General features: G+C 34.2%; 14 protein-coding genes and 1 other annotated feature. Of the genes, 2 read left to right on the top strand and 12 right to left on the bottom strand.

Annotated elements, in window-relative coordinates; all coding sequences use genetic code 11:
• Window positions 1–524: 524 nt before the first annotated feature.
• The 10 genes from MHB65_RS10165 to MHB65_RS10120 form a co-directional block, all read right to left on the bottom strand.
• Window positions 525–755 (bottom strand): hypothetical protein, encoded by a 231-nt coding sequence (locus MHB65_RS10165; RefSeq protein ID WP_342443351.1) that lies wholly within the window; start codon window positions 753–755, stop codon window positions 525–527.
• Between the two features lie 350 nt (window positions 756–1,105).
• Complete coding sequence (locus MHB65_RS10160; RefSeq protein WP_342443350.1) at window positions 1,106–1,579, bottom strand: GNAT family N-acetyltransferase; 474 nt, start codon at window positions 1,577–1,579, stop codon at window positions 1,106–1,108.
• Between the two features lie 211 nt (window positions 1,580–1,790).
• Window positions 1,791–2,750, bottom strand: a complete 960-nt coding sequence (locus MHB65_RS10155; protein WP_342443349.1) for a phosphotransferase — start codon at window positions 2,748–2,750, stop codon at window positions 1,791–1,793.
• Between the two features lie 322 nt (window positions 2,751–3,072).
• Complete coding sequence (locus MHB65_RS10150) at window positions 3,073–3,570, bottom strand: GNAT family N-acetyltransferase (protein ID WP_205442964.1); 498 nt, start codon at window positions 3,568–3,570, stop codon at window positions 3,073–3,075.
• Between the two features lie 297 nt (window positions 3,571–3,867).
• On the bottom strand, window positions 3,868–5,229 hold the full coding sequence (locus tag MHB65_RS10145) for an amino acid permease (RefSeq protein ID WP_342443348.1): 1,362 nt from the start codon (window positions 5,227–5,229) through the stop codon (window positions 3,868–3,870).
• 80 nt (window positions 5,230–5,309) lie between these two features.
• Window positions 5,310–5,561: a binding site (T-box leader), on the bottom strand.
• Between the two features lie 273 nt (window positions 5,562–5,834).
• On the bottom strand, window positions 5,835–6,146 hold the full coding sequence (locus MHB65_RS10140; protein ID WP_342443347.1) for a hypothetical protein: 312 nt from the start codon (window positions 6,144–6,146) through the stop codon (window positions 5,835–5,837).
• 196 nt (window positions 6,147–6,342) lie between these two features.
• A complete protein-coding gene (locus tag MHB65_RS10135; protein WP_342443346.1) occupies window positions 6,343–6,930 on the bottom strand; it encodes a hypothetical protein in 588 nt (195 codons plus the stop codon).
• Window positions 6,931–7,169: 239 nt separating this feature from the next.
• Window positions 7,170–7,784, bottom strand: coding sequence for a hypothetical protein (locus MHB65_RS10130; protein ID WP_342443345.1), 615 nt, complete (start codon window positions 7,782–7,784; stop codon window positions 7,170–7,172).
• A gap of 137 nt (window positions 7,785–7,921) precedes the next feature.
• Entirely contained in the window at window positions 7,922–8,692 is a 771-nt protein-coding gene (locus MHB65_RS10125; protein ID WP_342443344.1) for a CPBP family intramembrane glutamic endopeptidase, read from the bottom strand.
• Between the two features lie 13 nt (window positions 8,693–8,705).
• Window positions 8,706–8,999, bottom strand: a complete 294-nt coding sequence (locus MHB65_RS10120; RefSeq protein WP_342443343.1) for a hypothetical protein — start codon at window positions 8,997–8,999, stop codon at window positions 8,706–8,708.
• Window positions 9,000–9,768: 769 nt separating this feature from the next.
• Between MHB65_RS10120 and MHB65_RS10115 the strand changes: the two genes are divergently transcribed.
• The gene (locus MHB65_RS10115; protein ID WP_342443342.1) at window positions 9,769–10,260 is read left to right on the top strand and encodes a DinB family protein; all 492 of its coding nucleotides are present in this window, start codon (window positions 9,769–9,771) and stop codon (window positions 10,258–10,260) included.
• A 408-nt stretch (window positions 10,261–10,668) separates the two neighbouring features.
• On the opposite strand, the gene MHB65_RS10110 is transcribed toward MHB65_RS10115, so the two are convergent.
• Window positions 10,669–11,610, bottom strand: coding sequence for a rhodanese-related sulfurtransferase (locus MHB65_RS10110; protein WP_342443341.1), 942 nt, complete (start codon window positions 11,608–11,610; stop codon window positions 10,669–10,671).
• Between the two features lie 714 nt (window positions 11,611–12,324).
• On the opposite strand from MHB65_RS10110, the gene MHB65_RS10105 reads away from it, so the two are divergent.
• Window positions 12,325–12,795: a DUF2975 domain-containing protein gene (locus MHB65_RS10105; RefSeq protein WP_342443340.1), complete on the top strand. Its 471-nt coding sequence runs from the start codon at window positions 12,325–12,327 to the stop codon at window positions 12,793–12,795.
• A gap of 418 nt (window positions 12,796–13,213) precedes the next feature.
• Here the strand turns inward: MHB65_RS10105 and MHB65_RS10100 are convergent, their stop codons facing one another.
• Window positions 13,214–13,657: an Lrp/AsnC family transcriptional regulator gene (locus tag MHB65_RS10100; protein WP_205442953.1), complete on the bottom strand. Its 444-nt coding sequence runs from the start codon at window positions 13,655–13,657 to the stop codon at window positions 13,214–13,216.
• Window positions 13,658–13,765 lie beyond the last annotated feature (108 nt).

Here is a 13,765-nt window from a genome sequence, read left to right as displayed (position 1 = left end):
GTACCCCAAATTGGTTTACATAATCAATACACATTCTCTACGACTGGCTTTATACAAACTCGTCACTTCCGTATAAAGGAAAAACAATAAAAACACGCATGAACCAAACGGACGTCATGACTTTTTGCGGTAGTTTGACCCTAAAAAACGGATGCGAACACCTTATAGTAATCACATGGTGATTAAAAAAATACGGTAGTATATGTTCTCTCATCCACTTTACATATTATTAATCTATAAAAGATGCCCCACTCCAAAGTCTATTTATAGACATTAAATATAGAATGGTAAAAGTTCCAAATTCCAACAATTTACTCATTTAATTAAATGGCCCTTGAATGCAAATAGACGCATTCCTTATTAGGGAAATGCGTCCTTAAGTGTGTTTCCAAACTTTCATTTGGAAACGTTAATTGAATTTATAATGTATATAGTATTTATTATTCAAGAATAGACAGTATAGTAATACTTCAGACTATTCATATAAAAGTACCTGTTTTTTTAAGCACAGTTGAAGCCAACAGTTATCCCAAGTAATGATGAAAACACCAAACAACAAGAAACATACTCGCTATCCCCCAAGCAGTGGTACTCCATATCCATAAAACTACAGATTTAGCTTTTGATGAATTTTCCTCTTCTTCCATATTTGCTTTTATAAAAGCGACCTTACTTTCCATACCTTTTTTCATAGAAGTGAGCACAACAAATCCAATTATTATGAAACCAATAGTTAGCCAAATTAATAGGTCCATCTTTACACTCCCTTTATAACATTGAATTTCACCGCAATTTATTATAGTAATTAGATGCTACAAAGATAACAATAACCCTTGTGTTAATTCAAGTGCGTTTTAGTATATAAAATACCCTATGAAAATAATACATAATCACGTATTAAAATACTGAAACTTAAAGTGCCAAAAGCTTTATTTGAAAAGCTTTTCCAAAAGAACCTTATTCAACAATAGGACCCGATTGCTGAATAAGGACTGTTACTTAAGTTAATAGAATTGTTATAATTTCCTAATATAAAAAAGCCGATTCTCAATTGAAGTCTACTTTTTCTTTCACTAAAGCTCCCTGTTAGTTGAACATGCTATCATTACTTTTTAGATAATGGCTTCAGCATATTAATTCCAGCAATTTCAAATCCAAGCTCTTCATACAGTTTACGTGCTCCTGTATTACTACCGAAAACATGAAGTTTAAAATAATAGATTTCTTTTTGGATTAAGAAATTCTCTATACAATTCATAGTTTCTGTTCCAAAGCCTTTACCTCTGAAATTTTCAAAAATATAGATTTCATAGAGAAAAGCACTTTTTTTCTCTTCCTCCATTTTCAACCAAACAAAGCCTATTACCTTATCTCCTCTTTGGATATTAAAAAGGTGATGATTAGGCGTTTTAATTCCATTAGGGAGTAAACCTTTTAATTGTTTAAGTGCTTTGGTAGAAGGGTCATCTCCCTGTTCATGTATATTTTCAGATAATACATCCGAATATCTTTCAATCTTATTTTGGAAGTAACTCTCAAATTCATCTTTAGACATTCTTCTTAATAAAATCTCATCCATTATTGTCTCCTCGATTTGTTTGACTTTTCTATAATGTAACGTAAATCATGAACTAAACTGCGCTACTCTAATAAAGCGATTCCTCAATAAAGAAAACTCATGTTAAGATAAAAACGCAAATGTAATATGTATTGCTTTACTCAACAATCTGACCCTTAAATGAAAAGGAGCACGTATCTTTTTAAGAATTGCGCCCGATCGTAATATAAGGTTAGTCAAAAAACAAACCGTTTGTGTCTAGGAAAGAATGATCTTTTTCGATTCTCATTCTAAAATGGTTCATTATCCTTATCTGTTCTTCCGTTAACCTTTCTTTATTCCAGTACATATGCATTAAGCTGTACTCAAAAACTTCTTTTAGTTTTATAAATAAGGGCAGCTTTTCTAACATTTCCTTCGGGAGATCGTTTTCCTCTTGGTATCCCTCGATGATTGCTTTTGTAATACCTCTGCCATATTCAATGATGTTCCCACTACCGACAAATGAATACTCCATCGCACTATATATGGGAACAGCTAGATCAAATATATAAAAATTCTTCTCACAATCTTGAAAATCAACCATTGACAGTTTTACATCACGATCTACCAATATATTCTCTAACCACAAGTCACCGTGTAACAATCCATAATTGGACTTGTTTTTTGGCATGCTTTTAATCTTTGTTAAAATTTCTTGTGCAACAGCTCTAATCGTAGTCTCTTCCTCAGGAATATATTTCAAGAAAGCATATTCCTCATTTTGATACCAATCCTTGATATATCTAGTCGGATGTATTTCTTCAAATTTTCTAGAGAGGCGATGTAATTTACCAATTTGCCTGCCTAACTCTTTTAAAACATTTGCCTGCCATTGGTTTCTTGGTAAGTGTTTACCTGCAGCAGATTCATAAAGAACCGTTAATACTTCCTTGTGATTCAAGGCTATCTTTTCTACCTCTTTACCATTGATTGAAACGATTGCAGGTGATACACCTAGCCCTTCTTTATGTAGGTAGTTTGTATAGGTAACCTCTTCTAATTGCTCATCATAACCTTTGTAGTTTGTCATTCTTGCAAAGTATTCACCTTGTTTTGCGGAACACCGAAACATTTCATTTGTTACTGCTTCCACCTTAATAAAATCCACTGGATATATGTTATTGAGCAATTCTAGTATTTTTTGTTCCATAACAGCGATCTCCCGTCTCAATAAGTTAATTAACGAGTTACAGATGATATGTAAACTATATCATAAATTATCCAATTTTTACGTTTTTATAGCCAAACAATTAAGGATACATCTTGTTAGACGTATGCTCACTATTAGAGACCTTCAACTTCAAGAAAAAAGACACTTTCCTTTTTACAGAAAGTGCCTGAATGCGGTATAAATATTATATTTTTACTAAGACAGCGTTAACAAAATCGGTTTTTACTTGTGGATATTTGTAGGCTGAGACGTTGATAGCTTACATTTCTTTCAGAGAAATCCTATTCTACTAAGGATTCTGTTATTTGCCTATCTTTTTAATTGCCAACATCGAATTGTCCTGAATGATTCCTGTATCTACGAAACCAAATGAAGCGTATAATGTTTTTGCTATGACATTACTTGTTCGATAAAAGAGGGTTATATATTCTGCTTCTCCATTTGGCATCGTTTCAATATCCATCAACATTTTTTCAAAAGAAAGTTTGCCGTATCCTTTCCCTTGGTAACGCTTATCGATCATAATATGCCAAATAAAATAGCTCTTTTTCCCGTAAAAGACTTCATTTTCAAATGATTCATGATCCAACGTATCATAAATATACATCAAAAATCCCACTGCAACTTCATCGACATAAATGGCCAAGGGAGTCGCTGGTATACCATCAGCGTTCAACGCATGAGCGTCTGCAAAGCTTCTAAGGTTCGTCGTTTCGATAAAGTCTTTCTGGTTTTCTCCAACTTCAAGTGCTATTACTTCCTCTATATTATCTCCAGTTATTTTTCGTAATTCAATCATTTTTTATCCCCTCTCCTAAGACAACCACTTCCACATATGTCCAAAAATACCCCAAATGAAATTCCCATAATTTACAAAAATTATACAGAAAATTTTCATCAATGTAAACTGAGTTCTAATCCTTGTGCCGCAAATTGAATGGAAATAGAATCCTTTAATGACATAACTAAACTTCATTTGGGAACAGTATTACCATTTGCTAATGTAGAAAAATTATTAATCTTGAGATAGGTGTAACCAATCGAATTAACCAAAAGGATTTTTTAACAGATAGCTGAAGAAGTATCGGTTAAATGACTACTTTTTAACTTTTATTACTTTGTATCCAATAAATAAGATGAAAAACCAAACGGGTGCGACATATAGGGCAACACGCATATCTGGAATAAACGCCATTAACACAATCACCATTAATAAGAATGCAATGGCCATATACGTAGAAAGTGGATAAAGCGGAATTTTGAATTTCAGTTGGGCTACTTCCTCTTTCGTTTTTGCCTTTCTAAATTTCAATTGGGCTAATAAAATAATCATCCAGCTTGTAATGACTGCAACCGTCGCAACAGCAGAAATATAGATGAACACTTTTTCAGGTACTATATAGTTTAAGACAACTGCCATTAATAACACCGCTGAAGAAAATAAAATCCCTCTACGCGGACTACCGTTTTTGCTTACTGTTTTAAAATATTTTGGACCATCTTTTTGAACCGATAAGTTGTGTAGCATACGTCCTGAACCGTATAAACCACTATTAAATGCAGACATTGCTGCTGTAATGACAACAAAGTTAATAATGTGAGCCGCAGCAGGGATGCCGACGTAATCGAAAATTTGAACGAACGGGCTACCTTCTGAACCAACTTCGTTCCAAGGATAAATCACCATCATAACGCCTAATGCACCAATGTAGAAGATTAAAATACGCCAAACGATGTTGTTAATAGCTGAAGGAATGGACTTGCTAGGATTCTTTGCTTCCCCTGCAGAAATACCAACTAATTCAACCCCACCGAATGAGAACATAACTAATACTAGTGACATTAAAATACCATGGAAACCATTTGGCATGAAGCCACCGTGTGCCCATAAATTATCGAAGCCCATTGCTTCACCGTGGTTGCCAATACCGAAGAAAATAATGCCTAATCCGAGAACGATCATACCGATAATCGCAACCACTTTAATCATCGCAAACCAGAATTCGAATTCCCCGTAAGCTTTTACATTTGCTAAGTTTACAAGCATCATCATGATAAGTACGACAAGGGCAGTTACCCATTGTGGAATATCGGGGAACCAGTAGTTAATGTATACACCGACAACTGTTAATTCTGCCATGCCCACGACAATCCACATGAACCAATACGTCCAACCAGATAAGAACCCAGCAAAACGTCCTAAATATTTATTCGCGTACGTACTGAACGAGCCTGACACAGGTTCCTCTACTGCCATTTCACCTAATGCACGCATAATGGTGAAAATAACTAATCCGCCAATTAAATAACCTAGTAAAATAGATGGCCCAGCCATTTGAATGGTTGAACTAGAGCCATAAAATAAACCGACCCCAATGGATCCGCCAAGTGCAATTAATTGCATGTGACGCGTACTTAATCCGCGCTTTAGCTGTGAATCTTGATGATTGTCTTTCATAATGTCTAACTCCTACTACGTTTAGATTTTCAAATAATTTGCTCAAAAAAGGAATAAAAAAAACGCCCTTTTGGATTAACCAAAAGGACGATTCAACTCGTGTTACCACCTTTAATTTATAAGCAATTCACATTACTTACCTTAAGAAGTACGGTCATTTGACGATACTCTCGCACATGATTACGGATGCTTACCGTTGTAGCCTACTTAGCATGATCTTTTCGGTACACAGCTCCAAGATGAATTCTCAATCGTTTTACATGCACCTCTCATCAACCGGTAACTTTCTGTTCGTAAAAATAATCGATACTATTTCTTTTCATAGCCTTTGTTCTATACAAATATTTTTGAATTGTTTCTCATTTTACAGAAAAAAATTATTTTGTCAATATAATTCCCAAAATTTCTTCCTTACCCGCTTACATTTCCTTTGATATTTTACTATAGCGTGGTTGGTTCTTTTAGCAATCTCACGATAAAGAGTAGATTTTCGCTAAATAAAGCGCCCGATTGTTAAATATTAAAAGACCCGAAAGTCGCCGTTCGCTTCTTACACCCTCTTAAAACCTAAAATATATTTCAATCAGGAACAGGAAACTACTATCCTACTTTTTGCTCTGTCGAGATACAATAAAAGTAAGTCCATTTAATAGCAATGTAAAGATGAGAAGGACGGCTGTGGCGATCACTACTGCACGTGTGGTGTCCATTAGTGCCGTCCAATCCTCAATTTTTACTAAATGATAATTATAGAAAATCTGAAAACTAATTGAAATAGCACAGGCACTGATGCTGCTAACGGAAAGGATGCCCCAATTATTATGTTCATGTTTTTTATTTCCCATGAGATAAATAATTGGCAGTATCCAAGCGATTAGTCCAAGTAAGAGACTGCCAATATTAAGCCAGCCAATCATATCGAATCCCTCTTTCTATTTTTTTATTGTTGCTTAACAATACTTAACGGTAAATTGTGGGAAAGGTTTCAATTATAAACACTAACTGTATTTAGCCTGTATACAATATGGCCCTTTAAAAGAAAAAGACGCGTTCGAAAATAAACGCGCCCGATTGAAGAAGATTATGATTCTATTAAAACTGCCATTATAAATTTTATATTTTAGCTTCACGTGTATATTTATAGATGGAGATATTTTTTAGAGAAAATTTCACTATTAATAATCCAAATACTCCACCTAGCATATTAAATAACAAGTAGATAGCATCTACAGGACCAAGGTTTTTTGTAGTTAGACTAAACGACCCCAATAGGAGACGTAAAAATTCAATACTTAAACAACACAATATCACTATAAAAACGGCTTTCTTTACATTTTTTAAATTGAAAAGAACGAATAAAAATATACCTAAAGGGAGTAATAATAAAAAATGATAAATTATAGCTGAATAGCTCCATAAAGAAATATTGAAGTGGATCGCATCAAAAATTCCAAACCAGTCATTAGCTGTAATAAAACGTCTACTATTGTCTGCTGGATTTTGAGGTATAAGTGTTAATCCCCCCACTTTAATTTGAATTAAGCATATTAAATAAAAGATAAAGCTGTATAGGATAACTCGTCTTTGATTACGCTTGCTTTCTTTTCTAAAGTAATCAAGCAATACATCGATAAAAATATATAACAACAAAACTAAAAATCCTAAAGGAACAATATTATATAGAACGTAATTTGTATGCAAGTAAACACCTCCAATTTTGTAATAAATCTTATTTTAACAGTGTTAGTCAAATAGCGTTCTTCTATTAAACTGATTTTATATGGCCCTATTTATGAAGAAAGACACTTCTCACATTTAAGAAAAGCGCTGCAAATGGAGTTGCCCTTTTAAATAAATATGAGGTTTTTAAAATAAGTTTGATTATTTTCCACTATGTTATTCAAGAGTAGCGCCTGATTGTTGAATAACTTAGGTAAAAATTATTTCTTTTCTTTGTCGGTCCATAAAACTTTGTATATAAATGCTAGTTCAGCTTCTTCAATACCTAAGGGCAGTTCCCCAGTTGTGCCACCTCCAGAACGCAGTTCGTTTTTAGTAGTGCCTAGCCATGCTGTTAAATAAATAGGTTTATTTTTTTCTAAAGTCATTTTTTCGTCGATTAGCAAACCGAAAGAAGATGTTGTCATGTTATTTGAATAAAACGTTGTAGCAAGCCCAGAAGGTATACCATTTAAAAGTTTTAAAGAATGATCTTCGTCTCTATTGTCAATTATTCCAAAAGAAATAAGGCTGTCATTATATTTTGTTTCGAGTTCATCCCAAGTCTTTAGTAACTCCTCTTTAAACTTACCGTTTTCAAACACTTCCACTGAAAATTGCAAATCATCATCTTCTTTCAAAGTGCCATTCAACTTAAAAAATTCAATTTGCTCTACACCTGTTTTACTAATTAATAAGGTTTCTTTTTCACTCATGTTGTAAGACTCAATGGTTAATTTCGAATTTGATGGAGATTTTTTTGTTTCTACTCCTGCACACCCTGTTAACAACAATGTGATAACTATAAACAAGCAATAGTTTTTTAAATAACGCATATTCGCTCCCCCAATTGATGAATGTTTCATTAAATTATTTCAAATCTTATCCATTTTTTTGCAATACGCATTACTCCAATAAATGGCCCTTTTCATGAAAAAGGACACTCTCCTATTCAAGGAAAGCGCCCGATTGTTTAATAGAGTATTGACGCAAATAGAACGTGAAGAAAGATATCTGCTGACATATGGGCAATCATTGCATATTCTAAGCCCTTTCTCCAGTATAAGTAACCAAACCACAAGCCTAAGAGCCCATTTAACACCAATGCCCGTATGACAATAATGGTAGATAGATCGCCGAATACTTGTATTGTCGCTGGCAAATGCCCTAATCCAAATAGTATTGCTACAAGAAAAATTGCAACATAGTAAAAACTATTAGGAATGTTATCCTTTTCTTTTTTTGTTATCCTGGCCAATAACCATACAATGAACGTCATGCCAAACAATCGCAGCATTAGTTCTTCTGTCATTCCTCCGTATAGTGAAGCAAGTAAACCTTGCCACCAATTTGGTGAGGGAAGTTGATCCATTGGAGCTCCTATCAGAGGGCTAAATACGAATAAATCAAGAAGAATGATCATAAGACTTCCAATGAATGCCCCAACAATACTATTGATTAACCACTTTTTTGAAATATGTACTCGTGTCTTAGGATAAACAATTCCATTTAATAGTGGAGCGTTTAACCCTGTACGATTTTGAAGTCTTAAACCAACCAATATCAATACAAACATATAAAAAACTTGAATAGTTGAATTGATAATAATGATTAATGAAATTGGACTATCTCCCGGTACAGATTGATTGCCCATTAAAGTTATCGAATATGGAATGATAGCGAATATTCCTATTATATTTAATATTGTAAATAACAGGACCAGTTTTATTCTCCAGTTTCCCACGTATACACTCCTTTCAATAGCCTATTTGATCTAATCCGATGACTATAATAATCAAAATCACATCAATCATAGCCAAGACCCCAGAGATTTTTCCGACTGTATCCCCAAACCATATAGTAAAAATAGACGCAAAAATGGCTATAACACCTATCATCATTAAGAGAATCCCAACTCTACTACCTAGTCTTTCTTTATTAACCGGTTGCCACGTTTCCCTAAAACCTGCAAGAAATGCAAATGCCTGTTTTGTCCGAACAATATTGCCGGCCCAAATTACAAATACACCGAAAACTAGGCCAATTCCCATTACTTTTGTCCTCCCTTTTTATGAGCAGTTATTTTTACAAATTTAACCTATGTATTCAACCAAATGACCCGTTTATGAAAGTGGCTTTTTATAGTACATTACGTCACTTTTGTTTTAATCATTTGGTCAATTATAACATATAAAACAATATTTAGTTTATGAGCATCCAAGAAGAGGTTTCTTAAACATACTTGTTATAAATAATCATCCATTAATTTCTCACTAAGATCTTTGTTGTTTGCTTGCAACTGCAGCTCTTCAACTAAACTGCTTAGTTCAAGTAAGTTATTAATAATTAAATTGAAAAAAACCAAACATGTTCGGTAATATAAAGATCAAAAATAGCCCTGTAAACGAGTAGGTTATAAATCTTTTTCTATCTATACCCACTCTTAATTCCCAGAGTCCCAGACATACTAAATACAAACCTAACAACATACTAATCATTGGTAATAGTACTATATAAATATTCATTTCATTTTCTCCTTTTTTTTATTATGTATCACTTTGAACTGCCATAGTCCCTCAACTTTAATACGTCTGAAATGAACAGAAGTTCCAAAATTAAATAAATTATCCATCTAAATTCACAAAAATTTAAACTAAAGTGCTCCGTTATTTTAAGTACTTTTCTTTACTAACGCCAATTTAGTATTTTTTTCAATCACATGACCCTGTATATTTTCACTCCTATATACTATTTTCGGAAAATTTGATAAATTAAGAGGAAGGAATGTGTTGTGCGTTACAAAAAAAGGAGGTTATCCAAATGAGTAAAAAAGAACTTTTGCAAAATGGAGTCAATCAAGTTTTTTACGAAGAGGAATGGTACCCACCGTTATCAGAAGCATTAAAGAATCTCACTGCTGCACAAGCATGTTGGCAACCAGAAGGAAATGCGGCGAATACGATTTGGGAAAATGTAAACCATTTACTAATCTTTAAAGAGCGCTTAGTTTCTCGCTTACATAAAGATGAGACATTTGTTGCTCCACAAAAAAATGATGAAACATTTATCCAAGGTGGCGCTCATGATGAAGATGCTTGGCAAGAAACCGTGACGCGAACGCTTCAAGTACATGATGCCTTACAATCTTCATTAGCATCCCTTCAAGAAGAGGCATTAGATCAACCTAGTCCTGCTCTTCCAGTTTGGCAACAATATCTAAATATCCTGTTGCACGATGCATATCATACAGGGCAAATTGTCCAACTTCGTAAACTACAAGGTTCATGGCCAGCTAAGCGCTCATACTTATAAACGAAGATTAAAACGACTTGCATATTGCACACAATAAAGCGATTTAAAAGCCGATGCCCCCTGGAGTTAGAGACAAACTATCAACTGTAGGGGGCTCGTTTTCATTATCTCTCGTAAGCAGTATGTCCACCTTTTGTGAGCTTGCGCTAATTAAATCCTGTTACATTTTTCTGAATACCCTGTGATCATTTACTTTAAACAGCTTCAGATTTATCCCCCTCTTCACCCTATGATTGAGTCATTTACCTTTTCCTTACATAAGAAAAAACACCCTATATAAGCGAGCAAACTAGTCCAATGTTGAAATGGATCGTTTGAACACTTACATTGAGTGTTTTAAAAACCTCTAAATAGTGGGTTATGAAAGTTATTGAATAGCGTTTTGTATGTTTAGACAGCTTTTCATGCTTATGCTTGTAACGCCTCAATTGCTTGAGCTACTTGCTCTTCTGTTAAATTGTGACGCACGATGTAGCGGTTGCGTGCATGCTTTGTACATTCGATTGTACAGCCACCTAAATGCTTGGCTTCATTTTCCTCAGATGCGATGATTTGCTTGTTACATTCAGGATTTGCACAGTTAATGTAACGTTCACAAGGTTCTCCGTCATAGTGATCACGACCGATAATCACATGCTCTACTTGATTGATTGGCACCGTTAAACGCTCATCAAATACGTACATTTGACCGTCCCATAATTGGCCTTTCGCAACAGGGTCTTTTCCGTATGTTGCCACACCGCCATGCAATTGACCGACATCGCCAAAGCCTTCACGTTTCATCCAGCCGGAAAACTTCTCACAACGAATCCCGCCCGTGCAATACGTTAAAACATTTTTCCCTTCAAATAGCTCGCGGTTTTCACGTACCCATTCTGGAGTATCACGGAAGTTTTTTACAGCTGGTCGAATCGCGCCACGAAAATGGCCGACATCGTATTCATACGTGTTACGCACATCTAATACTACTGTATTGTCATCTTGCATTTCAGCAAGGAATTGTTCTGGTGACAGGTAACGACCTGTTAATTCATGTGGGTTTACGTCTTCTTCTAAGCCTAAGTTTACTAACTCAGGACGTGGGCGTACATGCATTTTTTTGAATGCATGATCATCTGCCGCATCAATTTTGAAGACAATGCCTTCAAATAATGGGTCAGCTTGCATGTTTGCCATGTATTGCTCTGTTTGCTCAATCGTACCCGAAACAGTACCGTTAATACCCTCATTGGCTACTAAAATACGACCTTTTAAACCGATCTCTTTACACATTTCTAAGTGCGTTGCTGAAAACACAGCTGGATCTTCAATCTTCGTGTAATGGTAATATAATAATACTTGATAATTCATTTTTTTCCACCTATCATTTCAATATTTGCAGGATATTCCTGATAGTGTCTTTTACGACCTATTAACAATAAAGGATAATCAGTTAATATGCTATCGGTAATTAGACTGAAATGAGTATAAATATCTTTTTTCCTCATTCTGGCCTATTAGATGAAAAAAGACACATTCCTTCCTAAAAAAATGTGCCTGATTGTTGCAAGAAGAAACTTTTCAATAAATTCTTTTTATATAACTTTACTGAAGTCTTTCAGCAATTATCTCAATACGAGAGTTTGGAATCTTAGCGTGTTTAAATAAAATGTTAGCAGCAGGACTTTTCAGAATATAACCAGGGAGAGCCCTTTTCATACAGAGATTATTCAATAATCCAAGATATTGATATCTTTACAAAATCTTAGTAACTAGTTAAAAATTAAATTTCATCAATTTAGCTTGTATGATTTACTGGGTGATTTTTCGCCAGTAACACCGCTCCAAGAATAGATTCTAAAGCGACTTAAACAAAAAAGCGCATTCCCCATTTTAAGAATTGCACCTACTTGTTCAGTTACTTCATGAGAAAAACTGACAATAACTGAAGTATGATTCCCACATGATTATCAAGTAATTATTTGAATAACAACAATAATATAATAAAAAACGAAATAAATATATTGATAAACGATAATAAATAGACTAATATCATATTATCATAAAATCAATGAGGTGCTTCATATGAATGTTAAACTAAGTTCAACTTTTTTCTTAAAAATCGTTGCCTTTCTAATGGGCATTGCGGTACTTGCTGTATGTATATATTGGTTACCTCAAGCAGCTATACAAGATGCACAAGTGCGTCCAGGTGATTACTCGGTATATCCATTGTTAATATGTGCCTATGGCGTATGCATTACGTTTTCTGTTGCGTTGTATCAAGCATATAAACTATTGAGTTATATCCATATAAACTATGCTTTTTCTGAGTTAGCCCTTAAATCCTTGAAGGCTATAAAAAAATGTGCTTTTACAATTATTTTCTTCATTTTGTTGTTAATCGTTTACTTAAGGATTTTTGCTATGTTCACAGGTGAAGATGCAGCAGGTCCGATAGCACTTGGTCTAATAGCGATTTTTGTAACAGCTATCATCGTAGCCATTATAGACGTACTTCAAAAGCCCATAAAAAATATCCTAGAAAAAATGTAGGTGTTTATTTTGCAAGTATAACTACTTTCCCTACCGAATTATGACCCTTAAATGACACAAAATTTAGACACTATATGAAGTTAAGTAGCTAAGAAGGATTGAAATCGGTATAGTACCGAGCTCAATCCTTTTATTTTCTCTTTTATACGTTTCTGATTTTCATATTCACTATACAGTACAAGTTCATGCTTAAATGAAGAAAGACACTCTCCACATTGATGAAAAGCGCCCGATAATTGAAAAGTTCACTGCCTATAAACAGTGAACTTTTCATACTTGATTTATTCATTAAGGTAGCTGTAAAACTTACTCATTAAATATTTGTCTATCTCTCCTAAATAGAGTTTCATTCAATGCTTAGCCGTTTTTACATAAATAACTGTATTCAAATCGATCTTTTTATAAAAGGTTATAAAAATTAATAATCAACATTTAAATTTGGTAGCAATGGTTTGTCTTCAATAGGTGATGATAAGGAAATCAATGTAGTAGAATCGCCATACCTCATGCTATCATTTTCAAATAATTCAAGTTCCTTTGTTGATTCCACTACTACCTTAATTAGATAATTGTATTCTCCGCTAATTCGATGACACTCTACTACTTGTGAAGCTTGCATACAATAATCAACGAAATTATTGCACTTTGTAGTCCGGAAAAGGATAAAAGCAACAATGGATTTTCCGACTTTTTCATTCGATACTTTAGCCCTGTAGCTTTTTATCACGCCTTGTTCTTCTAGTCTTTTTACCCTCTCTGTTATTGCTGGTTGAGATAATCCTATAAGTTTTCCGAGGGCAGTCATTGACAACCGAGCATCTGATTGTAAATGCATGAGTATATCTCTATCAATACTATCCATTTAAGCACCCCTTCATATCATTTACGATAGTGACATCAAATTGTAGGACGTATATGACCCTGAAATCATTATATTATAATTTAAACGCGATAGCATCAAATTACATTG

This window comes from Lysinibacillus sp. FSL K6-0075, from assembly GCF_038592945.1.
Classification (GTDB): Bacteria; Bacillota; Bacilli; order Bacillales_A; family Planococcaceae; genus Lysinibacillus; species Lysinibacillus fusiformis_F.
Note: the sequence above shows the minus strand (reverse complement) of the source record. Positions and strands in the feature narration are given on the sequence as shown.

Bases quoted from the DNA above. Each gene is read 5' to 3' on its own strand.
- MHB65_RS10165 (WP_342443351.1), bottom strand. From the start codon at position 755: ATGGACCTATTAATTTGGCTAACTATTGGTTTCATAATAATTGGATTT.
- MHB65_RS10160 (WP_342443350.1), bottom strand. From the start codon at position 1,579: ATGGATGAGATTTTATTAAGAAGAATGTCTAAAGATGAATTTGAGAGT.
- MHB65_RS10155 (WP_342443349.1), bottom strand. From the start codon at position 2,750: ATGGAACAAAAAATACTAGAATTGCTCAATAACATATATCCAGTGGAT.
- MHB65_RS10150 (WP_205442964.1), bottom strand. From the start codon at position 3,570: ATGATTGAATTACGAAAAATAACTGGAGATAATATAGAGGAAGTAATA.
- MHB65_RS10145 (WP_342443348.1), bottom strand. From the start codon at position 5,229: ATGAAAGACAATCATCAAGATTCACAGCTAAAGCGCGGATTAAGTACG.
- MHB65_RS10140 (WP_342443347.1), bottom strand. From the start codon at position 6,146: ATGATTGGCTGGCTTAATATTGGCAGTCTCTTACTTGGACTAATCGCT.
- MHB65_RS10130 (WP_342443345.1), bottom strand. From the start codon at position 7,784: ATGCGTTATTTAAAAAACTATTGCTTGTTTATAGTTATCACATTGTTG.
- MHB65_RS10120 (WP_342443343.1), bottom strand. From the start codon at position 8,999: ATGGGAATTGGCCTAGTTTTCGGTGTATTTGTAATTTGGGCCGGCAAT.
- MHB65_RS10115 (WP_342443342.1), top strand. From the start codon at position 9,769: ATGAGTAAAAAAGAACTTTTGCAAAATGGAGTCAATCAAGTTTTTTAC.
- MHB65_RS10110 (WP_342443341.1), bottom strand. From the start codon at position 11,610: ATGAATTATCAAGTATTATTATATTACCATTACACGAAGATTGAAGAT.
- MHB65_RS10105 (WP_342443340.1), top strand. From the start codon at position 12,325: ATGAATGTTAAACTAAGTTCAACTTTTTTCTTAAAAATCGTTGCCTTT.
- MHB65_RS10100 (WP_205442953.1), bottom strand. From the start codon at position 13,657: ATGGATAGTATTGATAGAGATATACTCATGCATTTACAATCAGATGCT.